At 42.2% G+C, this 22,932-nt stretch carries 25 protein-coding genes and 1 pseudogene; 20 read left to right on the forward strand and 6 right to left on the reverse strand.

Annotated elements, in window-relative coordinates:
• Positions 1 to 111 precede the first annotated feature (111 nt).
• Complete coding sequence (locus B5G00_RS10140; protein ID WP_242971332.1) at positions 112 to 627, reverse strand: helix-turn-helix domain-containing protein; 516 nt, start codon at positions 625 to 627, stop codon at positions 112 to 114.
• A 184-nt stretch (positions 628 to 811) separates the two neighbouring features.
• Here B5G00_RS10140 and B5G00_RS10145 point away from each other — a divergent pair, with 184 nt between their 5' ends.
• From B5G00_RS10145 to B5G00_RS10170, 6 genes are all read left to right on the forward strand, one after another.
• The gene (locus tag B5G00_RS10145; protein ID WP_087156620.1) at positions 812 to 1,006 is read left to right on the forward strand and encodes a MarR family transcriptional regulator; all 195 of its coding nucleotides are present in this window, start codon (positions 812 to 814) and stop codon (positions 1,004 to 1,006) included.
• Positions 1,007 to 1,008: 2 nt separating this feature from the next.
• On the forward strand, positions 1,009 to 2,118 hold the full coding sequence (locus B5G00_RS10150; RefSeq protein WP_087272378.1) for a site-specific integrase: 1,110 nt from the start codon (positions 1,009 to 1,011) through the stop codon (positions 2,116 to 2,118).
• Entirely contained in the window at positions 2,109 to 2,438 is a 330-nt protein-coding gene (locus tag B5G00_RS10155) for a plasmid mobilization protein (protein WP_087272381.1), read from the forward strand. The genes B5G00_RS10150 and B5G00_RS10155 overlap by 10 nt, the downstream gene beginning before the upstream one ends.
• 93 nt (positions 2,439 to 2,531) lie before the next feature.
• Entirely contained in the window at positions 2,532 to 3,542 is a 1,011-nt protein-coding gene (locus tag B5G00_RS10160; RefSeq protein ID WP_087272384.1) for an AAA family ATPase, read from the forward strand.
• 66 nt (positions 3,543 to 3,608) lie between these two features.
• Positions 3,609 to 3,842 carry a complexin-2 gene (locus tag B5G00_RS10165; RefSeq protein ID WP_164496693.1) on the forward strand — a complete coding sequence of 78 codons (234 nt, stop codon included), beginning with the start codon at positions 3,609 to 3,611 and terminating at the stop codon, positions 3,840 to 3,842.
• 74 nt (positions 3,843 to 3,916) lie between these two features.
• Positions 3,917 to 4,156 (forward strand): hypothetical protein, encoded by a 240-nt coding sequence (locus tag B5G00_RS10170; RefSeq protein ID WP_087272390.1) that lies wholly within the window; start codon positions 3,917 to 3,919, stop codon positions 4,154 to 4,156.
• Between the two features lie 286 nt (positions 4,157 to 4,442).
• Here the strand turns inward: B5G00_RS10170 and B5G00_RS10175 are convergent, their stop codons facing one another.
• Positions 4,443 to 5,069, reverse strand: a complete 627-nt coding sequence (locus B5G00_RS10175; protein WP_087272393.1) for a TetR-like C-terminal domain-containing protein — start codon at positions 5,067 to 5,069, stop codon at positions 4,443 to 4,445.
• A gap of 198 nt (positions 5,070 to 5,267) precedes the next feature.
• Between B5G00_RS10175 and B5G00_RS10180 the strand changes: the two genes are divergently transcribed.
• The 4 genes and pseudogenes from B5G00_RS10180 to B5G00_RS19810 all read left to right on the forward strand — a co-directional run.
• A complete protein-coding gene (locus B5G00_RS10180) occupies positions 5,268 to 8,414 on the forward strand; it encodes a YhgE/Pip domain-containing protein (protein WP_087272396.1) in 3,147 nt (1,048 codons plus the stop codon).
• Positions 8,415 to 8,637: 223 nt separating this feature from the next.
• A complete protein-coding gene (locus B5G00_RS10185) occupies positions 8,638 to 8,841 on the forward strand; it encodes a site-specific integrase (protein ID WP_158229568.1) in 204 nt (67 codons plus the stop codon).
• The gene (locus tag B5G00_RS10190; RefSeq protein WP_140403141.1) at positions 8,826 to 9,212 is read left to right on the forward strand and encodes a hypothetical protein; all 387 of its coding nucleotides are present in this window, start codon (positions 8,826 to 8,828) and stop codon (positions 9,210 to 9,212) included. Before B5G00_RS10185 ends, B5G00_RS10190 begins: the two co-directional genes overlap by 16 nt.
• A 17-nt stretch (positions 9,213 to 9,229) precedes the next feature.
• Positions 9,230 to 9,635: pseudogene (locus tag B5G00_RS19810) on the forward strand (plasmid recombination protein); the annotation flags it as partial.
• A gap of 516 nt (positions 9,636 to 10,151) precedes the next feature.
• On the opposite strand, the gene B5G00_RS10200 reads toward B5G00_RS19810, so the two are convergent.
• Positions 10,152 to 10,871, reverse strand: coding sequence for a GntR family transcriptional regulator (locus B5G00_RS10200; protein ID WP_087272402.1), 720 nt, complete (start codon positions 10,869 to 10,871; stop codon positions 10,152 to 10,154).
• 27 nt (positions 10,872 to 10,898) lie between these two features.
• Positions 10,899 to 12,098, reverse strand: a complete 1,200-nt coding sequence (locus B5G00_RS10205) for an enolase C-terminal domain-like protein (RefSeq protein ID WP_087272405.1) — start codon at positions 12,096 to 12,098, stop codon at positions 10,899 to 10,901.
• 358 nt (positions 12,099 to 12,456) lie between these two features.
• On the opposite strand from B5G00_RS10205, the gene B5G00_RS10210 reads away from it, so the two are divergent.
• Positions 12,457 to 14,322, forward strand: a complete 1,866-nt coding sequence (locus B5G00_RS10210; protein WP_087272407.1) for a beta-glucoside-specific PTS transporter subunit IIABC — start codon at positions 12,457 to 12,459, stop codon at positions 14,320 to 14,322.
• Positions 14,323 to 14,843: 521 nt separating this feature from the next.
• Here the strand turns inward: B5G00_RS10210 and B5G00_RS10215 are convergent.
• Both B5G00_RS10215 and B5G00_RS10220 read right to left on the reverse strand, forming a co-directional pair.
• The gene (locus B5G00_RS10215; protein ID WP_087272410.1) at positions 14,844 to 15,500 is read right to left on the reverse strand and encodes a MutH/Sau3AI family endonuclease; all 657 of its coding nucleotides are present in this window, start codon (positions 15,498 to 15,500) and stop codon (positions 14,844 to 14,846) included.
• Positions 15,487 to 15,738 (reverse strand): helix-turn-helix domain-containing protein, encoded by a 252-nt coding sequence (locus tag B5G00_RS10220; RefSeq protein WP_087272413.1) that lies wholly within the window; start codon positions 15,736 to 15,738, stop codon positions 15,487 to 15,489. Before B5G00_RS10220 ends, B5G00_RS10215 begins: the two co-directional genes overlap by 14 nt.
• 101 nt (positions 15,739 to 15,839) lie before the next feature.
• Between B5G00_RS10220 and B5G00_RS10225 the strand changes: the two genes are divergently transcribed.
• From B5G00_RS10225 to B5G00_RS10265, 9 genes are all read left to right on the forward strand, one after another.
• Entirely contained in the window at positions 15,840 to 16,604 is a 765-nt protein-coding gene (locus tag B5G00_RS10225; protein WP_087272416.1) for a TRM11 family SAM-dependent methyltransferase, read from the forward strand.
• Positions 16,605 to 16,718: 114 nt separating this feature from the next.
• The gene (locus tag B5G00_RS10230; RefSeq protein ID WP_087272419.1) at positions 16,719 to 17,552 is read left to right on the forward strand and encodes a DNA adenine methylase; all 834 of its coding nucleotides are present in this window, start codon (positions 16,719 to 16,721) and stop codon (positions 17,550 to 17,552) included.
• Between the two features lie 15 nt (positions 17,553 to 17,567).
• On the forward strand, positions 17,568 to 18,383 hold the full coding sequence (locus B5G00_RS10235) for a DNA-methyltransferase (protein ID WP_087272422.1): 816 nt from the start codon (positions 17,568 to 17,570) through the stop codon (positions 18,381 to 18,383).
• A complete protein-coding gene (locus B5G00_RS10240; protein ID WP_087272424.1) occupies positions 18,364 to 19,245 on the forward strand; it encodes a type II restriction endonuclease in 882 nt (293 codons plus the stop codon). The genes B5G00_RS10235 and B5G00_RS10240 overlap by 20 nt, the downstream gene beginning before the upstream one ends.
• 224 nt (positions 19,246 to 19,469) lie before the next feature.
• Entirely contained in the window at positions 19,470 to 19,880 is a 411-nt protein-coding gene (locus B5G00_RS10245; protein WP_087272427.1) for an SseB family protein, read from the forward strand.
• A gap of 141 nt (positions 19,881 to 20,021) precedes the next feature.
• Positions 20,022 to 20,585, forward strand: a complete 564-nt coding sequence (locus B5G00_RS10250) for a TIR domain-containing protein (protein ID WP_087272430.1) — start codon at positions 20,022 to 20,024, stop codon at positions 20,583 to 20,585.
• A gap of 175 nt (positions 20,586 to 20,760) precedes the next feature.
• Entirely contained in the window at positions 20,761 to 21,327 is a 567-nt protein-coding gene (locus tag B5G00_RS10255) for a hypothetical protein (RefSeq protein ID WP_087272433.1), read from the forward strand.
• A gap of 78 nt (positions 21,328 to 21,405) precedes the next feature.
• Entirely contained in the window at positions 21,406 to 21,951 is a 546-nt protein-coding gene (locus B5G00_RS10260; RefSeq protein WP_204247443.1) for a GNAT family N-acetyltransferase, read from the forward strand.
• Positions 21,952 to 22,029: 78 nt separating this feature from the next.
• Complete coding sequence (locus tag B5G00_RS10265) at positions 22,030 to 22,932, forward strand: DUF2935 domain-containing protein (protein ID WP_087272437.1); 903 nt, start codon at positions 22,030 to 22,032, stop codon at positions 22,930 to 22,932.

Raw genomic sequence — 22,932 nt, forward strand, 5'->3', positions numbered from 1 at the left:
GTCCAACAGCCTGCCGGCTGACTGCCGCAGCAAACTGAAAAAATGAGAGACTAATTTTCCCCCGGTAAATACTGGGGGATTTTCATATTTTGTCAAGATACGGATGATTACCTACTTACCTGTATTGTTTTCAGCTTTTCGCTTTTCACGCAGAGCGTCCAATTCCTGGCGGGTTTGTTCAGCCTCCATTTTAGGATAGGTATAACGCCACTGATCGTATTCTTCTTTGGTGATCTCGCCGGACTCCAGTTTTTCTGCCTGCTGATACCATGCGTTAAACATATCCCACATACTGTGGTAGGTCATTCCGGTGTCTTTGTCCAGTCGGAGGCAGAGTTCGCCGTCCAGTTTTCCGATTTTCAGACCACGGGTATCTTCCAGTGTAAAGAGAGTGTGCATAAGTCCAATATCCGTGTCAATATCGGGAACATTCAAAGCGTGAGGCGATACCTCAAAAATCTGTGCCAGTGCGTTTAAATATTTCTCTTTCGGGCTGCGTGCGCCTTTTTCATACTGGGCGATACGGACGTCTGCCTGAGAGTCGCTAAAACCCAGAAGTTTGCCCAGATATTTCTGTGTAAAGCCACGGAGCAGCCGGAAATAATGGATTCTTTCGCCAATAGCCATAACCATTCTCCTATCTGAAGTCTTTTGATAGGTTGAGTATAACATAAAAGTATAGGAACAATCAAGAAAAACCAATACAAAAAAGTATAGAAATTTCTGTAAAACCACTTGACCAATACAGAAAAGTATAGTAATATGTGACTATACAAAAATGTATAGAATAAATAAGAAAGAGAGGTAGCTTATGGAGAAAATGTTTATGCGAGTGAGCGAAGTCATGGAGGCGCTGGATGTTTCCGAGTCTTATGCTTACAAATTGATCCGAAAACTCAACAAAGAACTGGAAAAGACAGGGTGTGTTACAATTCCCGGCAGGATTGACCGCAAGTTTTTTTATGAACAGTTTTACGGTACACAGTCATACGAAGGGAGGAATTAGAAGTGCCGGTATACAAAACTGAGAAAAATGGAACTTGGTATGCAATGGTGCGCTATAAAGACTGGAAAGGGGAGCGTAAGCAGAAATGCCAGCGTGGGTTTGCTACTAAGCGGGAGGCGCAGGAGTGGGAACGGCAGTTTCAGTTGCAGAAACAGGCAAATATGGATATGACGTTAGAGAGTTTCTGCAAGTTGTATGAGGCAGATGTGCGTCCACGATTGAAAGAAAACACATGGCTTACTAAGGAAAGCATTATTCAAAGCAAAATTCTTCCTTATCTGGGGCAGAGAAAAATGTCTGAGATCACGGCAAAAGATGTGATCGACTGGCAGAATGAAATGCGGAGCCAGAAAGGGAAAACAGGTAAGCCCGTATCTCCCACCTATCTGAAAACAATCCACGGACAGTTGAGTTCTATTTTCAACCATGCGATCCGCTACTATGATCTGAATATCAATCCGGCGAGAAAGGCAGGAACCATGGGAGCGGAAGAAAACAAAGAAATGTTGTTCTGGACGAAAGAAGAATATCTGAAATTTGCTGAAGAGATGATGGATAAACCTCTTTCCTACTATGCATTTGAAATGTTGTATTGGTGTGGCATCAGGGAGGGGGAACTGTTGGCATTGACACCAGCGGACTTCGATTTTGATAACCAGACAGTCACGATCAATAAATCCTATCAGCGATTAAAGGGCAGGGATGTAATTACCAGTCCAAAAACAAAGAAAAGTAATCGAATAATAAAAATGCCCCAGTTTCTCTCGGAGGAAATGGAGGACTGTATGAAATTGTATTACAGTTTGAAACCCACAGATCGATTGTTTCCGGTTACAAAACACTATTTATCTCATGAGATGGACAGGGGATGCAAAGCTGCTGGGGTAAAACGGATCAGAATCCATGACCTTCGTCACAGCCATGTTTCCTTGTTGATAGATATGGGTTTTACTGCACTGGCGATTGGAGATCGGGTGGGGCATGAAAGCGAAAAGATTACTTACCGATATGCACACCTGTTTCCTTCAAAGCAGACAGAAATGGCAGACAAGCTCAATATTGAAAGGATTAGAAGTGAGACAGAGAAAGGAGAAAACAAATTATGTCAGTAAAGGTTTTGGACAGGCAAGGGCGCTGGAGAAATAAGATTGTAGCGTTCCGGGTATCGCCGGAAGAAGACGAGCAGCTTGAGATAGCTGTAAGGTTATCGGGATTAACAAAGCAGGATTATATTGTCCGCCGCCTGCAGGAAAAAGAGATTGTAGTGGTGGGAAATCCAAGAGTGTACAAGGCTTTGAAAAATGAACTGGAAAAGGTATTGGAGCAGTTGGAACGCATAGAGGCAGACGCCGGCGTTTCCAGAGATTTATTAGATACAATTGAACTGATTACAAAGACAATGCAGGGTATGAAAGATGAAAAAAGCCTTTAAGTGTCGGCAAACACCTAAAGGCAAGGACTTGGTAAAATACCAAAATCAATCTATCTGTATTCTACCAGAGTCCCATAATGCTTTCAACCAGAAATGGAGGTAAATTTGAAAAACAGAAAAGCAGAGCCGGGACTCCGGCTGATCAATATGGAGAATGTTGCGGTGGAGCAGGTAGAATGGCTGCTCTATCCGTTTATCCCATATGGGAAAGTCACAATCATACAGGGCGATCCCGGAGAGGGGAAAACAACAATGGTGCTGCAGATCATAGCAAAGCTGACAAAAGGCGAGCCTGTACTTCCGGTAAAGAAGGGAGAGGAAGAACCCACAGAAAAGGCAGACGAGCCAGTCAATGTGATTTACCAGACCGCAGAAGACGGGCTGGGAGATACTATAAAGCCCCGTCTTCTGGCGGCAGGGGCAGACTGTTCTAAAGTGCTTGTCATTGATGACAGTGAACAGCCGTTGACTATGTTAGATGAACGTCTGGAACAGGCAATCCGGCAGACAAACGCCCGTCTTGTAGTTTTAGATCCGATCCAGAGTTTCCTTGGGGCGGAAGTAGATATGCACCGGGCAAATGAAATCCGTCCACTGATGAAACGGGTGTCTGTGCTGGCGGAAAAATATCACTGTGCGGTTGTCCTGATCGGTCATATGAACAAGAACAGCACCGGAAAATCTTCATATAGGGGGCTTGGCTCTATTGACTTTCAGGCTGCGGCAAGGAGCGTTCTGATCGTAGGGCGTGTGAAGAACGAGCCGGAAACAAGAGTAGTTTGCCATGTAAAAAGCTCCCTTGCACCAGAGGGAAAATCAATCGCTTTTCGCTTGGATAAAGAGAACGGATTTGAATGGATCGGGGAATATGACATCAGTGCGGATGATCTGCTGAGTGGCAATAACCGTGGACAGAAGATAAAAGAGGCGAAAGAGTTCCTGCTTGAGATATTGGCAGACGGGGCAGTTGAACAGAATGTAATCCTTAAAGAGGCGGAAAACCGTGGGATTAAAGGGAAGACACTCTGGAATGCGAAGAAGGCTCTTGGCGTCCAGTCGATAAAACCCGGCGGACACTGGTCGTGGGTATTGCCGGAACAATAAATCAACATGGCAAGATTACCATTTCTTTAGGAACAGGTAATGTTGCCACCTTGAAAGGAGATTTGGATGAAACAGGTACAGATACCGCAGAAATTGTTTGTGCAACTGATTCATTATCATCTGATGGAGGACGACAACCATGAGGGTGAGATAAGGATAGGATTGGAGAAGAAACTGGATGCACTGGTGTTACGTGAGTTATATGGGAAGTCTAAGACTGCTCTGACAGAGGAAGAACGGGAGAAAGCCCGGCAGGAATATTTGGACAGGCGGGGGATACCGAACAGTTTCCGCTGGTAAAGTTTTCTTTGATGATATAAAACAGGAGCGTGTCACGCTCCTGTGATAGCGGACAAGGCGGAAGGAGGGATTTTATGATTATCCAGCCGGAACGTGGAACACGGAATGTTAATGAAAAATTTTATGAGATGGAGACGAGACAGATTGCTATGCTCAATGAAATTTTTGGAGAGGTAGAACTGACAAAAGGAGAAATGCGGACGCTGGTATGGCTTGCGGGATGGGGGGAAAGCACAGTGGCAAATGTGGTGCCCGCAATACGAAAAGCGATAGCGGCGGAAGCAAGGCGGCTGGGGCAGCCGCTCCGTCCGTAGGACGGATAAGCTCCCGGCAGGGCGCAAAGGCAGCTTTTGACGGACGGAACGGCTGTCGAAAGTGCTTTTGCGTTACTTTCGACGAAAGTAACAAAGCTTATGCGCCGTATCCGGCGCTGATTACTACCCGACAAGGGAGAAAGGAGAGTTATTGAAGAGGACAATCAGCTTTATGACAGGGAAAAGGAGGAAAAAATCAAAGAACTGAAGGAAGAGTATCAGAAAGCTCTGGAAAAGCAATAAAAATCCCGGTCAGACACAGATCCTGAAGAAGTGTCTGCCGGATCTATTCCGGCAGAGGGCTTTTGGAACCTGACAGAGGTGTCTGTGAGGGCGTGTTATCAGGATACATATGACGGAGGGCGTTCATGATCAGCCGGAAGGTGAGCTGGGCCATATATTGAGGCGTTTCATCGGTATCGGAGGTCAGCCAGGTTTTCACCAGACCGATGCAGCCGGAAAGACAGAAAGAATAGGAATATTTCAGGTCTTCAATAGTGTCCGGAAAAGTCCGGCGCAGTACGTTAAGACTGTGGGTGGAAATCAGATTTTCAATGCGATGGATAAACGCGATATCCCCGTTTGGCCCCAGCAAGGCGCTGCAGATATCTTTGTTTTCTGCCAGGATATGAAAAATATCCTCAATAAAAGGAAAGCTGGATTCGTTAAAGGGACTGACCGGATGATTCTGAATGGTCTGGCGGATCTCTTCCAGCAGTTCTTCTTCAATGGTGGAAAGCATATTGAAAATATCCGTATAATGGAGATAGAAAGTAGAACGGTTGATATCCACTTCCTCTACCAGTTCTTTTACAGTAATTTCTTTAATACTTTTTTCCTGCATAAGTTTTGCAAGCCCGGCTCGAAGCTGGGCTTTTGTTTTGCGGATTCTCCGGTCAGTTTTTTCTTTCATAGATTTCTCCTTTCGAAAATATAAAAAAATTATAAACCATAGACACTAGATAGACATTTTGCCTATTAATAGACATGACGAAGGATTATTGTCGGTTGTAAGGTATTTATAACCCTAGTATAATGCGGTATGTGTAAATAATCAACATAATATCTATTAAACAATAACTAGTTGCGCAGACAGAAAGGAGACAGGAGAATGCTGAAACTAGAGTGGAAAAAGCTGCTGAGTAATAAACTCATGTTGGTAGTTATTGTTGCGATTATTGCAATTCCTACCATTTATACCACCCTTTTTCTGGGATCCATGTGGGACCCTTACGGCAATATGGACAAATTGCCCGTGGCTGTGGTGAATGAGGATAAATCGGTAGAATATGAGGGAGAAACATTAAACATAGGAAAAGAAATGGTGGAGAATCTGAAAGAGGACGGTTCTCTGAATTTTTCTTTTACAGATAAGGAAAGGGCCCGGCAGGGGCTGAAAGACGGAAGTTATTATATGGTCATTACCATACCGGAGGATTTTTCAGCCAATGCGGCCACCCTTACCCGGGAAAAACCTGAAAAAATGGAACTTTCTTATGAAACAAACCCGGGTATCAATTACATTGCTTCTAAGATGAGTGAGACAGCTATGGAGAAAATCCAGAGTTCTGTCCGGGAAGAAGTTACCCGCACTTATGCAGAAGCGGTTTTTGAACAGATCGGTAAGGCCGGGGACGGAATGGAGGAAGCGGCAGATGGTTCCGGGAAGCTCCAGGAGGGAATCCGGGAACTTGCCTCAGGAAATGAACAGATCGAAGAGAATTTACAGGTTCTGGCAGAGAGTACTCTGGTATTCAGAGATGGCAGTCAGACCATGGAAGAGGGACTAAAGACTTATACAGATGGAGTAACAGCCGCAGACAAGGGAGCACGTGAACTTCAGGATGGGGCCAGTGAACTGAACAAGGGGACGAAAACCCTGGACAGCGGGGCAAAAGAACTTGCCGGCGGAAGTGAAAGCCTGGATGCAGGAGCCCAGTCCCTGGAAGAGGGCATGGGACAGTTAGAAGGAAAGATCCCGGGACTTTCTCAGGGAGTCCGGGCATTATCCCAGGGGTCTTCCCAGCTTGCCGCAGGTGTCAAGACAGCGGGAGAGGGAAGCAAAAGTCTGAAGGCAGGAGCTGAACAGACAGACAGGGGTCTTGCATCTTTACAGGAAGGACTGGATCAGCTGAACAGTGCAGCATCCCAGCTTCCCGGGCAGACACAGAAACTTCAGGAAGGTACAAATGAGGTTTATGAAGGGGCAGCTCAGCTTTCCCAGGGAATGAAGCTTCTGGAAGAACAGGCAGTCCCCGGCATTTCTGCCAGTATTGATCAGGTAAACGGACAGCTGCAGGATGGAGGAAAACAGGTTTTTGACTCTGTGAAAGAGGGCGCGGACCAGTTAAAATCCAGTGCCGATCAGCTCCTTGCGGGGATTCAGGGAACGGAGAGCATGTCCCAGGAAACAGGAAGTGGGGACCAGCTGGGCGATACTTTAGAGAGGAATGCCCAGGAAGCCGGAAACCAGGCAGAGGCAGCCCAGGCTGCGGCAGAAAATCTGGGAGGTGTGGAAAGTACAGACGCCTCTTATTTAAGTGATTCCTTGCAGCAGGCAATTGATTCAGGAGATATAGATGCAGTGGCATCCGTTGCCTGGGAGGCAGTGGCAGCTGCACAGCAAAACGCCGATGCAGCCAATGAGGCGGGAAGCCGTCTCCAGGAAGCTTCTCAGGCTCTTGGGAACAGCAGTGCCGCCCTGTCTCAGGATCAGCAGACCATGGCAGAGGCAGCCCGGCAGGCCCGGGATATGACCGGGGCCGGTTTGGCAGGGGAAAATTCTACAGACCTGAGCAGTGTGGTAAAGGGTCTTCAGGCATTATCAGAAGGTCTGGGACAGTTGTCTGCTCAGACAGAAACAGCCGGAGAACAGTATCTGGCAGGAGTGGACAGCGGCATGGAGCAGCTGAAGAGCGGAATCGGCACACAGGTTGGAGACAGTCTGTCTCAGCTGAGGGAAGGTGCTGACCGTCTTACCCAGGGAAGTGGAGAAGTGAACCGGGGAGTAGAACAGCTGACTGAGGCGGCACCTGCACTTGCCGGCGGAATCCAGAGTGCAAAGGATGGAGCCGGAGCACTGAAGACACAGGGAACGGAAGCACTGGTACAGGGAGCCGGGCAGCTGGATGAGGGATTTGGCCGTCTGGTACAGGGGAGTTCTGAACTGGATAAAGGAGTACAGGAAATGCAGGGACAGCTTCCGGCTCTTTCCCAGGGAGTGGAACAGCTGTCCCAGGGAGCAAAGGATCTGAAACAGGGAACTGGAAGTCTGAAGACAGGAGCCCAGACCCTTTCTCAGGGAGCAGGAACTCTTTCGGCGGGTATGGATACCTTGGTAGCCGGAACCAGCAAGTTGTCCCAGGGAACCGGCCAGCTTACTGCAAACAATCAGGCTCTTCTTGGAGGAGCGGTACAGCTGGAGGACGGAGCCTCCCAGATCAGCAGCGGAGCTTCCCAGCTTCATGATGGAAGTAAAACTCTTGGATCCGGGATTGAACAGCTGGCGGAAGGAACTAGGACTTTAAAAGACAGTCTGGCAGAGGGGGCAAAACAGATCCGGGATACGAATAAAGGAGAAGATACGGCGGATATGTTTGCAGCTCCTGTGGAAACAAAAGAAACACAGATCACCAGGGTAGAAAATAACGGCCATGCCATGGCCCCCTATATGATGTCTGTGGCACTTTGGGTAGGCTGTATTGCCTTTAGTCTTATGTATCCGCTGACAAAGTACAGCGGAAAGCTGAAATCCGGTCTGGCCTGGTGGGGAAGCAAGGCATCGGTACTGTATCTGATTGCCCTGCTCCAGGCAGCGGTGATGATCTTTATGCTTCATCTGTGTGACGGTTTTGAGCCGGTGGAAATGGGGAAAACCCTGGCGGTGGCCTGTCTGGCTTCGGTGGCTTTTATGTCTGTGATGTATTTCTTTACCAATACTTTTGGCAAAGTGGGAAGTTTCCTGATGCTGGTATTTATGGTGATCCAGCTGGCAGGTTCTGTGGGAACCTACCCCCTGGAACTGTCCGGAAGCTTTGTCCCTTATCTTCATGACTGGGTACCGTTCACTTATACGGTGGAAGCCTTCCGAAGTACCATATCAGGAGGAGAAAGTATTCAGGAAGCCGTAATATTCCTGACCGTTTTGTGGATCGTCTTTACCCTGCTGACCATTCTGGAGTTCCAGATCCGAACCCTTAAGATGAAAAGAGGAAAAAGGACTCTGGATAACTGGTTAGAGGAAAAGGGACTGGCATAAGAGAAAAAAGAAGGGAAAGGACTTTGTACTGCCTTTGAAAAGACAGTGCAGGGTCCTTTTTTTCGGCCATCCATACACTATAATTTATATAAGGTATGATATGGACAGACAGCGGGAACGGAAGCCTCCGGGATTTTTCTTCAGACACCCTCCCCGGACAGTAAAAGGATAAGAAGGTATCATTGGAATTGTATGAACAGATAGGAGAAAAATGGAGGGGCCTATGGAATATAATAAGGAACAACAGGAAGTCCTGATCCAGGACTTTATTGATATGCTTTTTGTGCAGAGAAACTTGTCATCCAATACCCTGTATGCCTATAAAAATGACCTGCAGAATTTTTCCAGGTGGCTGGAAAGACGGCATTACGGGGATATCAATGACCGGAGCATCTATGAATATTTTTTTATATGCAGAATGAGATAGAATTAGCACCCCGTTCTATCCGCAGAAAATATGTTTCCATTCAGCAGTATTGTGATTATCTCAGAATGGTTTTGAACTTAAATGAGATTTTCTTCCGGTTCACGGCCAGAAAATTTCAGTTGCCAAGGACATTGCCCAGGACATTATCCAGGGAAGAGATTAAAGAGCTGATTCTGGCGGCTACTTTCCAGTATCAGCAGGCCTGGTCAGAATATAAAGAAAGACTGGCTGTCCGGAATATGTGTATAATCGAGCTGCTTTTCTGTCTGGGGCTTCGGGTGGGAGAACTTTCCGCTCTGGATATGGCAGATTACTGGCCGGAAGAGAATACAGTGCTGATTCGTAGAAAAGGGAGAAAGGAGAGTTATTGAAGAGGACAATCAGCTTTATAACAGGGCAAGGCTTTGTCAACCACAACAGCAGAAAATTCCATGCAAAGAATACAGATCCGAAACGGAGTCACTGGAATGTGGAATACTGCAATCAGGATATTCAAGAAATATACCATGAATTATTTGATGAGGCACTTGAAAGGTATAATGTAAAGCAGACAAGGAAAGATCGAAAATCATTATGAAAAAATCCGTTCTGGAAAGCAGGAAAAACCATTTCATGAGATAATCCTTCAGATTGGAAATAAAAATGATATGGGAGCGGAAACGCCTGATGGACAGATTGCAGCAAGAATATGGGATGAATATATAAAAGGTTTTCAGGAACGGAATCCTGCCTTGCGTGTGTTTTCCGCTCATCTCCATCTGGATGAGGCAACACCGCACCTGCATATAGATTTTCCTTAATTGATACAATTAATTTTTATGTGGGAAAAGGGTATGATTCGCTAGAGGTGATATATACTTTATTAAGCTATAATGAGTTTAAACATCAAATGATATTAGAACTTAAAGACAATAGTAATAAAGCGTTACTTATTGGAGATGATTTTGCGAGTGTGGTATTGGGAAGTGGTTGTATTGATTAATTTGCCAAATGCTAGATTTAAAATTTGAAATATAGCTGTAATTTTGATAACAAAATCGTGATAACAGATTGATAACACTAGCAGAAACAGGCCATAGAGATATGACAGTTGGAAATAAATAAAATCAAATAAAACCAAATCTCCTATACAAAACTGTATAGAACTAAATTTGATTTTGCGAGTTTGAATAATTCGAGCCGAGCTGTAGAGCCCTGTTCCACAGGGCTTTACAGCTCTTTTCCGATTTTATTGCATTACAGATTGCATTATTCCCATCAACTTTTGTGTGACAGAAAGATTATATCTTAAAAATAAAAGGCGCAGAGCCTTAACCGGGTCTGCGTCTTTTATGAAATATATTTTTATTAAAAGGAACTACATAGGTACACTCATAATTAATGGCAATAATCTCGCTTGAAACGAAAACAGAACCGTCACGAAGGAAACCTCTGGACTTGATCAGAAATGCAGGGGTGTTTTTCCGACAGTTTAGAATGTCCGCTTCCTCCCGTGTGAGCTGAGTGGAGCTGTAATTAGTCATAAAGTGAGAGATACGGTATCCTTCTTCCAGGGCAAAATTCTGGATAGAATCTTCTATTACTTCTGAAGTCATAACAGGAAAAAGAGTACAGGGAATATATCCAGTCTCAATTTGGGTCTTCTGATAATTTACGATTCGTATCCGGCAAAATTCCCATACCATCTCATTATCCTGCAGATTAAAAATTCTCTGCAATTTAGGTAGGGCAGGAACCTTTTTCAGATATAGCATCTGAGACTTCAGATCCTTGTAGGGGACCTGTGTGACAGAGTTAAACACAAGCGGATTGCCGGACATTTTTTCATTGATAAAAACGCCGTTTCCCTGCCGGGGATTCAGAAGGCCCATGCCGATCAACTGTTTTAATGCTTTTTGAATCGTATAACGAGAAACATTGTACAGCTCAGCAAGCTCCCGCTCAGGGGGAAGCTTGCCGCTGCTGTATCTTTTCTGATAGATTTTACTGATAAGATCTTCGACGATGAATTCTGTTTTCGGGGATGACATATTTTTCTCCTCGTCTGTGATATATGTTTAAGGGGTTACAAGTGTTCCGTCTGGAATCCGGCTCTGCGTCCATTCGTGAGCACGATAGGTACATGGATATTTTGCTGTTGCTTCTTCGAGAAAGTCGACTCCGATACCGGGGCGTTCAATTGGATAGAAAAATCCGTTTTCTGCTTCATTATATCCGGGGAACAGGCTTTTGGTATTTTCTTTTAGTTCAATATTTTCCTGGATGGCCGCATTGTGGAAATGGATGTTCAGGTGAGTGTTGACAGCCAACCCTACAGGTGTGATATCTGATGGCGTATGCCATGCAATCCTCACGCCAAATGCGTCACAGAGATGAGCAAGTTTAATTGCAGGCGTGATTCCGCCAAGCTGGGAAACATGGCAGCGGATATAGTCAATATAACGGTTCTGCACAAGAGGAAGCCATTCTTTCGGATTATTGAAGAGCTCTCCTGCAGCAATAGGTGTGGCACATTGGGAACGAAGCTGAGCAAGCCATTCATTGCAGTCCAGGGGCATGATATCCTCGATAAAATAAGGGTGGTACTGCTCTACTTCTTTGGCAAAGTTGATTGCCTGGATGGGAGTCAGCCTTTCATGGATGTCATGCAATATGTGGAAGGCATCGCCGTATTTTGCCCGGAGATCTTGGAACATACGCAGAGTGTTGCGGATATAATCGTCCTGATCAAAATAGGCTCCGGGGATCGGCTGCTTTGGAGTTCTCAGGTCGTCCGGATTCCCACCGTAAAATCCCAGCTGACAACGGATATGACGGTAGCCTTTTGAACGTATCTTTTCAATTTCTTTGTACAAGTCATCCATGGTATCTGCTACTGCGTGTGTGTAAGCAGGAACCGCAGTTCTGGCTCTTCCTCCCAGAAGTTGGTATAAAGGCATATCAGCCATTTTTCCTTTGATATCCCACAGCGCCATATCGATTCCTGAGATCGCATTGTTGAGTACAGGGCCGTTGCGCCAGTAGGAATTGTAGAACATAAGGTACCAGAGATCCTCGATATTGTTTGCATCTTTCCCTATAAGAAGAGGCTTCATATATTCTTCTACGATTGTTTTGACAGCCAGCGGTCTGAACTGGAATGTTGCACATCCCAGACCATAAACGTTTTTGTCTGTGAAGACTTTAACTACAGTAAGATTATGTCGGTCCGGTCTGACTACATAACATTTGATATCTGTGATAATTACAGGTGTCATTTTTCTAATCTCCTTTATATGTCTGTTCTATCATATCAAGGTCAGCAGCTTTTTCATTACGTAATCATTACAACATATCTGAAATGAAAATACAACCGGTGTATTTTTTGGGCTTGGTTTTACGTAAAATTTCAGTCCAATTTTACAAATATATAACAGAAAAACACTGTAAAACAAAGGGATTCTGGCAATTTGAAATGCTGGATTGGACAGTTGCAAAATTAAATGTCCGATGATATTGTTTAGTCATCAAGGCTGCAGCAAACTTGAAGAACAAGCAGCGGAGAGGCGTCCCAAGGACCTGCTTCGCAGAAAGAATAGTGTCCAGTAAATACCCGTTAGGAGGGGGCAATAACAAATGGAAATAAAGGAAAGAATCAAACAGATCCTGCAATATGTAGGAGGAAAAGAAAATGTAAAAAATGCATGGCACTGTATCACGCGCCTGCGTTTTGAACTCAAAGACAAAGAGAAGATTGATGTTGAGGCAATCAAAAAGATGGACTGTGTACTTGGAACAGCGTTTGCAAAGGAGCAGTTCCAGATCGTGATCGGAGTCGGTGTTGAAAAATATTATGAAGAATTGGTAGAACAGCTCGGGATTGACGCAAATGCTCCGGTGGAAGCCGCTTTGGATGAAAAGAAAAAGGATTTTGTCACCTGGTTTATGGATGTAGTATCGGGTATCTTCGGGCCAGTGGTTCCCGCAATCGCAGGAGCGGGCATGATCAAAGGTCTTATGGGAGGACTGGTGGCCCTTGGTGTGATCACAAATACTACAGATACATATAAAGTAATCGACATGCTGGCCAGCGGTGTGTTTAATTTCCTTCCCTTTTTCCTTGCGGTATCTGCGGCGAAAAAGTTCCGTACCAGTGAGTATCTGGCTGTTGCTATAGCAGCGATCATCATGTATCCCACTATGATAGAGGCGGCCCAGGCGGGAGAAATCAGCGCATTCATGCTGTTTGGGATGATTCCGGTTCCGGTGTTTAATTATTCCAGTTCGGTAATTCCCATCATCTTTGGTGTATGGGGACTGAGTTATATCCATAAATGGGTGGATAAAATTATTCCTTCGGCGGCAAAAACAGTGGTTGTCCCCACAATCACTCTGTTTATAGCCGGACTGTTTACACTGCTGGTAGTAGGACCTGTCGGAATATACTGCGGTAAAGGCCTTGCATGGATTATAGGTTCTCTTTTCTCGGTATCACCTACTCTGGCCGGTATTGTTATGGGTGCGATCCGACCAATATCGATTCTTGTAGGAATGCATCATGCAATGACGCCAGTAGCACTGGAGAACTTTTCTACACTTGGCTATGATCAGCTGATGCCAATGATGTTTATTGCAAATCTTGCAATCGTGGGTGCAGCTGCCGCCTGCTATTTCAAGGCAGATACGCAGAGGGAAAAACAGATCGCGGGTTCCTCAGTCATCTCAGGAATCCTGGGTATTACAGAACCGGCACTTTTTGGCGTCCTGACAAAATATAAAAAGGCATTCATAGCCGCAACAGTTGCAAGTACAGTTGGAAGTGCTTTTATCGGAACCTTCGGAGTAAGATTGTTTGGCTATATCACATCCAGTATATTCAGTATCCCGGCATATATTGGCCCGTGGTTTGGATACGCAGCAATTGGCTGGGTTATGACACTTGCGATCTCCTTTGGGCTGGCATATGTACTGATCAGAAAGCCGGAAGATGAGAAAGAGGAGAAATCCCAAGTCAGAAAAGAGGCTGATGTCCAAGATGAGCAGAAGTCTCCATCTGAACTCAGTGCACCTGCAGCAGGAAAGGTGATTCCCATGCAGGAAATTCAGGATCCGGTGTTCTCAGAAGGTGCACTTGGAGAATGTATCGGTGTTGATCCCGTGGACGGGAAAATCGTTGCACCGGCAGACGGAAAGATCATGCATCTGGCGGATACCCTGCATGCAGTTGGAATCCAGGCGGGATCAGTAGAAATCCTGATTCATGTGGGCATTGATACGGTGGATATGAATGGAGAAGGGTTCCAGAGTAAAGTAAAGGAAGGGCAGAGTGTACAGAGAGGCCAGGAACTTCTTCATGTTGATCTTCAGAAGATTAAAGAGGCTGGACATCCTGCCACTGTCATTATGATCGTGACCAATACAGAAGACTTTCAGATAATTGAACCGGCTGCACACGGGAACATCAAGGCCGGGGAGCCCCTGATGAAGGTAAAGATGGGATAAAAAGCAGGAGATGTGGAGTGAGGAAATAAAGTATTTAAAGATGGATTCAAATGTACGTGTAATTGGAGTAAAAAAGAATGTGTATTTGCAAAAAACTTAAACAAATATATTTATAAAAACAAAGAATATGTCTAGAACGAATGACTAATGAGCCCCCTAAAATAAATATTTTTGTGGACTTTAAGATTTTAGAAATTTATTTTGATAACAATCTAATAATAGTATTTTTCGAGCATTCATTTTTCTATGAATTAGTGGTTTGCAGGTAATGTAAATCAAATAATAAAGGCTTAACTGAACGCATAAACTCAGTTAAGCCTTTACGCTGCTATGCTCTAATTAATTTTGAAAAATTAACTATACCTTATCGAACTTTGATGGATGATTGATGTAAATTCCCAGAATATTGCCAGCTATGTTTGTACAAGTTTGAAATTTTAAATTCAATATTTTATGGCTTCAATTAAGTACTTTGATAAGTACTTTGAAAGATAGAGTCAATTTGGGATATAATTACATATTTATTTGTTTTCAAGAGCTTTGATGTAGTGCATAAATTCCTTTTTGAAGTAAAATGCACGATTTTTATCTGAAACAATGCGACCATATTTTTTAGAATAAATTGGTGTATACGGTTTAGAATCTTTGGTGCGAATTTGAATGAACTTTCCATTTACGGTATGTAGCATTGCTGTACTGGAACTTGAAAGCTGTCTGTTCATTTCGTTGCAAATATGATAATAATCTTCTTCCAGCTGTTCGGCCAACTCTGCATATTTAGAGTTGGATAAATCTACTTCAATAGGAGGCAAGTACATCCATTTATCGGGTGAACCATCTTTACTGATAGGAACGTAGAGAAGATGATTCAGTTTTTTATAGAGTTTAGAGGTTCTGAAAGGATTTACATCTAATAAATCGTCTATTATAGAGGCTGTTTGTGTAATGAACATTGTTTCAAGGGGCTTTCCGGTATGGTCACATTTATTTGTTTTTAATTCTCCATCGACAAAATCTAATGTTCTATTAGAGAGAAGTAAGCCGATGGTTAATTCAAGGATTTGGCCGGTTCTGCCTTTATTCTTGATGATATTATTATAATCTTCAGGACTTAAATAATTTTTGAAAGGGACGTTAATTAATTCATTGATTTTATTCTTTGCTTCATTTATTGTCATTAAGAAAGTCCTCCTTGAAAAAGTTTGTAATTTCAATATTTAAGGCATTGGCAATTTCATTTAATACAGAGATTGAAAGGCTTTTATTACATCCATCAGCTTCAATTTTTGATAGATAACTGATGCTGATTCCTGATAGTTCTGCTAATTGTATTTGCGTAAGCTTAGAATTTTCACGATAATATTTTATATTCTTACCGATAACTCGGTATAAGTCAGAATCGTTGGCAAAGTACATGCGGATACTCCTTTCACTATATGTGAATATTATTGCATGGTATTAAAAGAAGATAAATTCACTTATAGTGAAAGAATAAAAAGATAGATTTTTGAAAGAAAATGAGTTATGATAGAAATATCAAATCAAAGGAGGAATGCAATATAGATTTACAACCAAATAATTTTCAGTTGGAACAAACCACTATCTGGTCATTTCCAGAAAGAGGAAGTTGGGCGACACATTCAGGGAAATATAGGGGGAATTGGACTCCGTATGTACCCAGAAATCTAATTTTAAGATATTCTAAACCAGGAGACTGGATCTTAGACCAATTCACAGGGAGTGGCACAACACTTGTTGAAGCGAAGCTGCTCAATCGAAATGCGGTAGGTGTAGACATCAATCCGCAATCCGTTTCTAATTCAGAAAAAAACATTCAATTTGAAAGCAACTTAGTAACTAAAATCCTTGTACGAGAAGGTAATGCAACAAATCTTAATTTTATAAAAGATGAGAAAATAGACCTTATTTGTACGCATCCGCCATATGCTGATATTATTCGATATAGCAAAAGTATAGAAGGCGATATTTCCCATTTAAAAACGGAAGAATTTTTAGAGGCAATGAACAAAGTTGCTGAAGAATCTTTTAGAGTATTAAAAGAAGGGAAAATTTGTGCAGTAATGATGGGAGACATAAGAAAAAATGGAAAGGTTGTTCCGTTAGGCTTTCGCACAATGGAAGTTTTTTTAAATACAGGCTTTCAATCTAAAGAAATTATCATAAAAAAGCAATATAACTGCAAATCAACAGCATATTGGAAGAGTAAAAAAAATAAATTTTTATTGTTGGCACATGAGTATATTTTCGTATTTCAAAAGTAAAGGACATTCACATTGAGAGAAGGTTCCAGTTGTCAATTGGTTTGTTTCAAACTATAATATAGAAGTGCTATGTTTGCATAATAAGCTTATTGATATAGAAATGAGGAATAGATAATGAAAAATTCCAGTGTAACTCCATTTGTGAAATGGGCAGGTGGCAAACGCCAGTTGTTAACACAAATTAGAGAAAGAATGCCCGAAACGTACAACAACTATTTTGAACCTTTTGTTGGCGGCGGTGCGGTAGTGTTTGAATTATTGCCAGAGAAAGCTGTAATCAATGACATTAACAAAGCATTAATAAATGCATATAAACAAATTTGCGATGATCCAGAAAGTTTTATTAGTACAGTGACGCACCTGGACTCAGAAATGTGGGAAGATGGGAAAAAATATTATTATGCTCTAAGAGAGCGCTATAATGACAAATTAATGAAAGATGAATTTGATATAGAATTGGCAGCATTATTTGTATTTATAAATAAACATTGTTTTAATGGTTTATATAGGGTTAATGGAAAAGGTTTATTCAATGTTCCATACAATAATAGTAGGAAGCAGTCTATTGATGTTGACTCTATTCGAGCAGCATCAGAATATTTGAAGCATGTAACGATTTTGGAAGGTGACTTCCAGACTGCATGTGAAAATGCTAAAGCAGGTGACTTTATATTCATTGATAGTCCGTATGCTCCGTTAAATCCAACTTCATTTGAAGCTTATACAAAAGAAGGATTTGATATAGAGAGTCATAAAAGACTTGCGGATTTATATGATGAATTAACGGCAAGAGGGTGCTACTGTATGCTAACAAACCATAATACAGAGCTTATTAATGAGTTATATGGTAATAAAGGATATCGAATTGATGTGGTAAGTGTAAAACGCCTAATAAATTCTGATGCTTCTAAGCGAGTGGGGGAAGAGGTTATTATTTGCAACTATTAAGGATGGTGTGATGTAATGAAAGAGTTGGCGGCAAAAACAGTATCTTATTATTATGAATCTGACAATGCCTGCATCATATTAGGGGACTCATTTAAAATTTTACGGAAGCTCAAAGCAGAGAGCATAGATATGATTTTTGCAGATCCGCCGTATTTTTTGAGTAATGATGGTATAACATGTCAAGGGGGGAGGATGGTATCTGTCAATAAAGCTTCATGGGATAAAATTGAATTTAGCAAACAAACTTCTTTTGCAGAAAAACATGCATTTAACAGAAAATGGATTAGAATGTGTAAGAGAGTACTTAAACGGGATGGAAGTATGTGGATTTCTGGTACTCTACATAATATTTATTCGATTGGGATGGCATTAGAGCAGGAAGGGTTTAAAATTATTAATAACATTACATGGCAAAAGACAAATCCACCGCCAAATTTAGCGTGTCGATGCTTTACTCATTCAACAGAGACCATTTTATGGGCACAAAAGAATGATAAGAAAGCTCGGCACTTTTTTAATTATCAGATTATGAAAGATATGAATGGCGGTAAGCAGATGAAAGATGTCTGGACAGGAAGTTTAACGAAACCATCTGAAAAAAAGGAAGGAAAGCATCCAACTCAGAAGCCGGAATATTTGTTGGAAAGGATTGTTTTGGCTTCGACAGAGGAGGGACAAGTTATATTAGACCCATTTTGTGGCTCCGGTACAACAGGAGTTGCTGCATTGCGTTATGGAAGAAAATTTATAGGTATTGACAATTGCGAAGAATATTTACAGATTACGCAACGGAGATTGGAGAAAATACATAATGAAAGAAAGAGATTTTGATATATGGTTAAGCAAATTCAGAGCAAGTATCGCTACATATGATTACTATATTGACTTTGAAAAAGTTTATAGAAATGTTGACGAAATTAAAATTGAACTGAACATACTTAATTCGCTGATTGGAAGCAAGAATATTAAAGAGGATTTTATCAAAGTATTAAAAAAATATCCAGAAACATTAAAAGTGATTCCAATATTATTGGCGAAGAGAGAAAATGAGATTTATTGCCAAGATGAAAACGGGGGTTATCTATACCGGTTTAAAGTTGAAAAATATCCACCGAATAGTCATTTGTTCTATGAGAGATGTTGCTATTTTATGGAACAAACAGGGCTGTTTGACTTATTGCAGAACCATCTTATTAACAATTTAGTTGACTATGTAACTGGCGTTGAAACTGGTCTTGACTCAAATGGACGAAAAAATCGAGGAGGACATTTGATGGAAGACTTGGTTGAAAAATATATACAGAAAGCTGGTTTTATGAAAGATGTTAATTATTTCAAGGAAATGTACCTGGTAGACATTGAAAAGAGATGGAACAAGGATTTATCGGCGCTATCCAATCAAGGAAAGGCAGCAAAACGTTTTGACTTTGTGGTTAAGACAGCAAGCACTATATATGCTATTGAAACAAATTTCTACACGGGTGGTGGTTCAAAATTAAATGAAACTGCTCGCAGTTATAAAATGTTATCGAAAGAGGCTGAAACGGTAGAAGGGTTTGAATTTGTTTGGTTTACAGATGGAATTGGCTGGAAAAGTGCAAGAGGAAACTTAAGGGAGACCTTTGAAGTAATGGAACACATTTATAGCATTGATGATATGGAAAATAAAGTGATGCAAGAAATATTTAAGTAATAGATGGTTACAGAAGCTGGTGAAAAGCCGTATGATGTAGCCTTATAGTATACAGATGAGGGTAGAAATATGAGATTAGGTTGACGCCAAAATATATCAATACATATTAAGCACAATAGAGGAATATTTATATGGGAAATATTTCAGGAAAACAGGTTAAGGAGAGTATAAGTCTACATTCAACTAATCATATGAGAGCTCATAAAGGTAAAAGGAGACAGAGAATGAAGGACGAAAAACTACAAGGAAATGAGAAGATAGAGGCGGCTATTGAAGGCCTTAAGAAGGAACCCACCCAGGAGATGCTTGCCCATACTCTGACGGTGATCCGCCGCCGGATGAAAGAGGAGGGTGAACTGATTGTTGCTGTAGAGCCTGGGACGGGAGATTCCCAGCTAAGGATTCATGGGATTCAGCTGGAGAATGGAAGCATCTGGTGGATGGCATTTACCAGTTTTGAAGAGGAGATGAAAGGGGCAGATAAGGTTATGTCTGCTTTTATGGGAAATATGAGGCAGCTTTTTGAAACAGTCTTAAAAACAGAAGGGGTGAAAGGGATCATCGTGAATCCCTGGAACCGGACCATTATGCTGGATAAAAATCTGATCCGCATTATTTTAGGTATGACGGCATAAAATGCAGCCTAAACTTTAACTGTATAAAAAATTTTCATGGAATTCTATCCGCAGATTGCTTAAAGAAAAAGAGAATGATTAGCGACATTTTTCGGCTTTCTTATTATATAATTCTGGGAAAATAAGCAAAGGAGGAAAATAATGAGCAAAGCTGAGAAAATAGGCGAAATCATCAAGAAAATGAGAAAGCTCAGGGGAATGTCTGTGAAAGAGCTGGCGGGTATATTAAAGTGCTCTAAAGAGATAATCCGGCTTTGGGAACATGGCAAAAGGAAACCTAATAAGCAGCATACTTTAGAGTTATATAGACTATTAGGTGCTACGCCGGGAGAAGGCACTATAAACAAAGAAATGGGTAGAATCTGCAGTGCAGGATTGCCGGTCTGGTTTGATAAATATAGTATTCATATTGGAGACTCTATAGTTAATAAAGTTCAGGAGGGACTTGAGGAAGCTGAGAGTATCATATTTTGGATCACAAACAACTTTTTGGAATCTAAATGGTGTAAATATGAAATGAGTGCGTTTATTAAAAAACTTATAGAAGAAGACGCACTTATTATCAGCATTTTGGATAAGGATATCAGTATTTCACAATTGCCTTTATTCCTACAGGATATTAAGGTACTTTATAACAATGGACAGGGATATGAAGTTTTATCCAGAGAAATTATTACCACCATTAAAGATAAAGATGAGTTATGATAGTGCAGATTATAATAATCAGCGAAACCATATTCGAATTATGAAAGACAAGATTTCATTATGAGAAGTGGAGACAATAGATACTTATGTGGATAGAGAGGCATGCTGACAGCGGAAATTGTGGAAAAGTGATGTGGCAGCAAAAATTGATTTAGATTAAAGGAGCATAGAGATAATGGGAAAAAAGATTGCAGTGATATTTCCAGGAGTAGGCTATCATGTGGATAAGCCCCTTTTATACTACAGCAGGAAACTGGCGGGACAGTATGGATATGAAATTGTCTGTGCAGATTATGGGGTACTGCCCTCTGGCATTAAGGGCGATGGGAAGAAGATGTATGCTGCCTATGAGCAGGCTCTTGCTTATGTAACGGAAGGATTGTCGGATATAGATTTTCATGCTTATGACCATGTTTTATTTATTTCAAAAAGTATTGGAACAGCAGTGGCAGCTTCTTATGATGTCAAATATGGGATAGGCGCAGGGCATATTTATTATACTCCGGTAGAAGCTTCTTTCCAGGCAATCGGCACAGAGGGAATTGTTTTTCACGGGACAGGAGACGACTGGGCTAAGACAGAAGTTATTTCCGCAGAATGTGAGAAAAGAGGACTGCCTTTGCATCTGACAGAGCATGCCAATCATTCCATGGAGACGGGGGATGCACTGCAGGATCTGGAGATTTTAAAAACCATCATGGAAAAGACAGAACAGTATATCAAGGAATTTTCCGGAAGATGATTTTATACAGAACGGAGAAAAGCAGGATAAAATTGTTGCTAAAAAGTAATTGACGCTTGTAAGGAGGAATAAGGGATAATGTGTAATAAAAAGGAATGTGGACAGGCAAAGGAGAAGTTGTATGAACGTTTTGAGTTCCGGTATATTCGTCCGGAGGAGGCAGATCAGGCTGCCAGGATCGAGCAGGTCTGTTTTCCGCCAAATGAAGCATGTACGGAGAAAATGATGAAAGACCGGGCGGCGGCAGTTCCGGAGCTGTTTTTGGTAGCAGTTGACCGGCAGAATGGACAGCTTGGGGGATTTTTATGCGGGCTGGCCACAGATGAATCCAGGTTTCGGGATGAATTTTTCTATGACAATACTTTGTACCGGCCCCAGGGAAAAAACGTGATTCTCCTTGGACTGGACGTCCTTCCGGAATACCGGGGCCAGGGTTTGGCAAGAGAGCTGATGCATGTCTATCTTCAAAGGGAAAAAGAACGGGGAAGAAAGATGGCGGTCCTCACCTGCCTGGAGGATAAGATCCCAATGTATGAAAAAATGGGATTTACCAATCATGGCCTGTCCCAGTCCACCTGGGGAGGCGTACCGTGGTATGAAATGAGCTGTGCGCTGGATATCTGATTACTAAGAAAACAACTGCCCAAATTTTCAATGCTTACATACATTATAAAGAACAGTAAAATAACAGGATGTATAAGCATGAAAAAATATATTACAACCTCATTAGAAACCCATTTGTTTTTTGGAAGGATTATGAAGGAGCATGCTTTGTTCCTTCAGGCAGGCTTTCCGGCAGGAGAAATGGCGTATATAAATAAGGCGAACTGGTACCGCACAGAATTTGAAAAAGTACTGTGGCAGACAGTTCGCCTTGCTGATGGAACGGTAGGCAAAGATGTGCTGTGTTCCGGAGAAGTGTTTACAGAGTTTACAGTAATGGCGGAACAGCAGACTGGAAGGCTTACAAAGATTCCCATTGATTTTCGGATCACCCAGGCAGAGAAGAAACTCCAGGCAGGCTGTGGAGAATGTGGAGACGGAAGAATGGCTCTGCAGATCCGGCAGTTAAACCAGCGAGTCCTGGGTTTGCTGAGGGGCCTGATCATGTTTAAAGAGCAGATATTGCAGCAGGTTACTTCATGCAGGTTGTTCACTGCTAATTATCCGCTGTTGATAGAGCATATTATCCGGGAGGCAAAATTATACCAGCAGATTATCACAACGCTGGAGAAGAACCAGTGCATTTCTTCAGAAAATATGCTTAAGACAGAACAGTTCTGGAACCAGATCATGATAGAGCATGCCCTGTTTATACGCGGCCTCCTTGATCCCACAGAATGTGAGTTGGTGGAAACGGCAGACAAATTTGCCGGGGATTACTGCCGGCTGCTGGAGGAAGCCAGACAGCAGGACTGCAGAGCCATGAACGGACTTACAAGAAAAACATTGGAAACTACGAAGAAATATTGTGATTTTAAGGCTGCAGGCACAAAAGGGATTACGGGATGTGACATACGCTCTATTATTCTTCCTCTGCTGGCGGATCATGTGCTTCGGGAGGCAAATCATTATCTTCGGATTCTGAAACAGGAAGGGGAATAA

Origin of the sequence: Blautia sp. An46 (assembly GCF_002161645.1) — a bacterium.
Lineage (GTDB): Bacteria > Bacillota > Clostridia > Lachnospirales > Lachnospiraceae > Blautia > Blautia ornithocaccae.

Excerpts from the sequence above, each read along its gene's own strand:
- B5G00_RS10250 (WP_087272430.1), top strand. The coding sequence starts at position 20,022 with ATGAGCAAAGCTGAGAAAATAGGCGAAATCATCAAGAAAATGAGAAAG.
- B5G00_RS10240 (WP_087272424.1), top strand. The coding sequence starts at position 18,364 with ATGAAAGAAAGAGATTTTGATATATGGTTAAGCAAATTCAGAGCAAGT.
- B5G00_RS10255 (WP_087272433.1), top strand. The coding sequence starts at position 20,761 with ATGGGAAAAAAGATTGCAGTGATATTTCCAGGAGTAGGCTATCATGTG.
- B5G00_RS10175 (WP_087272393.1), bottom strand. The coding sequence starts at position 5,069 with ATGAAAGAAAAAACTGACCGGAGAATCCGCAAAACAAAAGCCCAGCTT.
- B5G00_RS10265 (WP_087272437.1), top strand. The coding sequence starts at position 22,030 with ATGAAAAAATATATTACAACCTCATTAGAAACCCATTTGTTTTTTGGA.
- B5G00_RS10185 (WP_158229568.1), top strand. The coding sequence starts at position 8,638 with ATGGAATATAATAAGGAACAACAGGAAGTCCTGATCCAGGACTTTATT.
- B5G00_RS10170 (WP_087272390.1), top strand. The coding sequence starts at position 3,917 with ATGATTATCCAGCCGGAACGTGGAACACGGAATGTTAATGAAAAATTT.
- B5G00_RS10260 (WP_204247443.1), top strand. The coding sequence starts at position 21,406 with ATGTGTAATAAAAAGGAATGTGGACAGGCAAAGGAGAAGTTGTATGAA.
- B5G00_RS10180 (WP_087272396.1), top strand. The coding sequence starts at position 5,268 with ATGCTGAAACTAGAGTGGAAAAAGCTGCTGAGTAATAAACTCATGTTG.
- B5G00_RS10205 (WP_087272405.1), bottom strand. The coding sequence starts at position 12,098 with ATGACACCTGTAATTATCACAGATATCAAATGTTATGTAGTCAGACCG.
- B5G00_RS10190 (WP_140403141.1), top strand. The coding sequence starts at position 8,826 with ATGCAGAATGAGATAGAATTAGCACCCCGTTCTATCCGCAGAAAATAT.
- B5G00_RS10140 (WP_242971332.1), bottom strand. The coding sequence starts at position 627 with ATGGCTATTGGCGAAAGAATCCATTATTTCCGGCTGCTCCGTGGCTTT.
- B5G00_RS10165 (WP_164496693.1), top strand. The coding sequence starts at position 3,609 with ATGAAACAGGTACAGATACCGCAGAAATTGTTTGTGCAACTGATTCAT.
- B5G00_RS10145 (WP_087156620.1), top strand. The coding sequence starts at position 812 with ATGGAGAAAATGTTTATGCGAGTGAGCGAAGTCATGGAGGCGCTGGAT.
- B5G00_RS10235 (WP_087272422.1), top strand. The coding sequence starts at position 17,568 with ATGAAAGAGTTGGCGGCAAAAACAGTATCTTATTATTATGAATCTGAC.
- B5G00_RS10155 (WP_087272381.1), top strand. The coding sequence starts at position 2,109 with ATGTCAGTAAAGGTTTTGGACAGGCAAGGGCGCTGGAGAAATAAGATT.
- B5G00_RS10160 (WP_087272384.1), top strand. The coding sequence starts at position 2,532 with ATGGAGGTAAATTTGAAAAACAGAAAAGCAGAGCCGGGACTCCGGCTG.
- B5G00_RS10220 (WP_087272413.1), bottom strand. The coding sequence starts at position 15,738 with ATGTACTTTGCCAACGATTCTGACTTATACCGAGTTATCGGTAAGAAT.
- B5G00_RS10210 (WP_087272407.1), top strand. The coding sequence starts at position 12,457 with ATGGAAATAAAGGAAAGAATCAAACAGATCCTGCAATATGTAGGAGGA.
- B5G00_RS10225 (WP_087272416.1), top strand. The coding sequence starts at position 15,840 with ATGAGTTATGATAGAAATATCAAATCAAAGGAGGAATGCAATATAGAT.
- B5G00_RS10230 (WP_087272419.1), top strand. The coding sequence starts at position 16,719 with ATGAAAAATTCCAGTGTAACTCCATTTGTGAAATGGGCAGGTGGCAAA.
- B5G00_RS10245 (WP_087272427.1), top strand. The coding sequence starts at position 19,470 with ATGAAGGACGAAAAACTACAAGGAAATGAGAAGATAGAGGCGGCTATT.
- B5G00_RS10200 (WP_087272402.1), bottom strand. The coding sequence starts at position 10,871 with ATGTCATCCCCGAAAACAGAATTCATCGTCGAAGATCTTATCAGTAAA.
- B5G00_RS10215 (WP_087272410.1), bottom strand. The coding sequence starts at position 15,500 with ATGACAATAAATGAAGCAAAGAATAAAATCAATGAATTAATTAACGTC.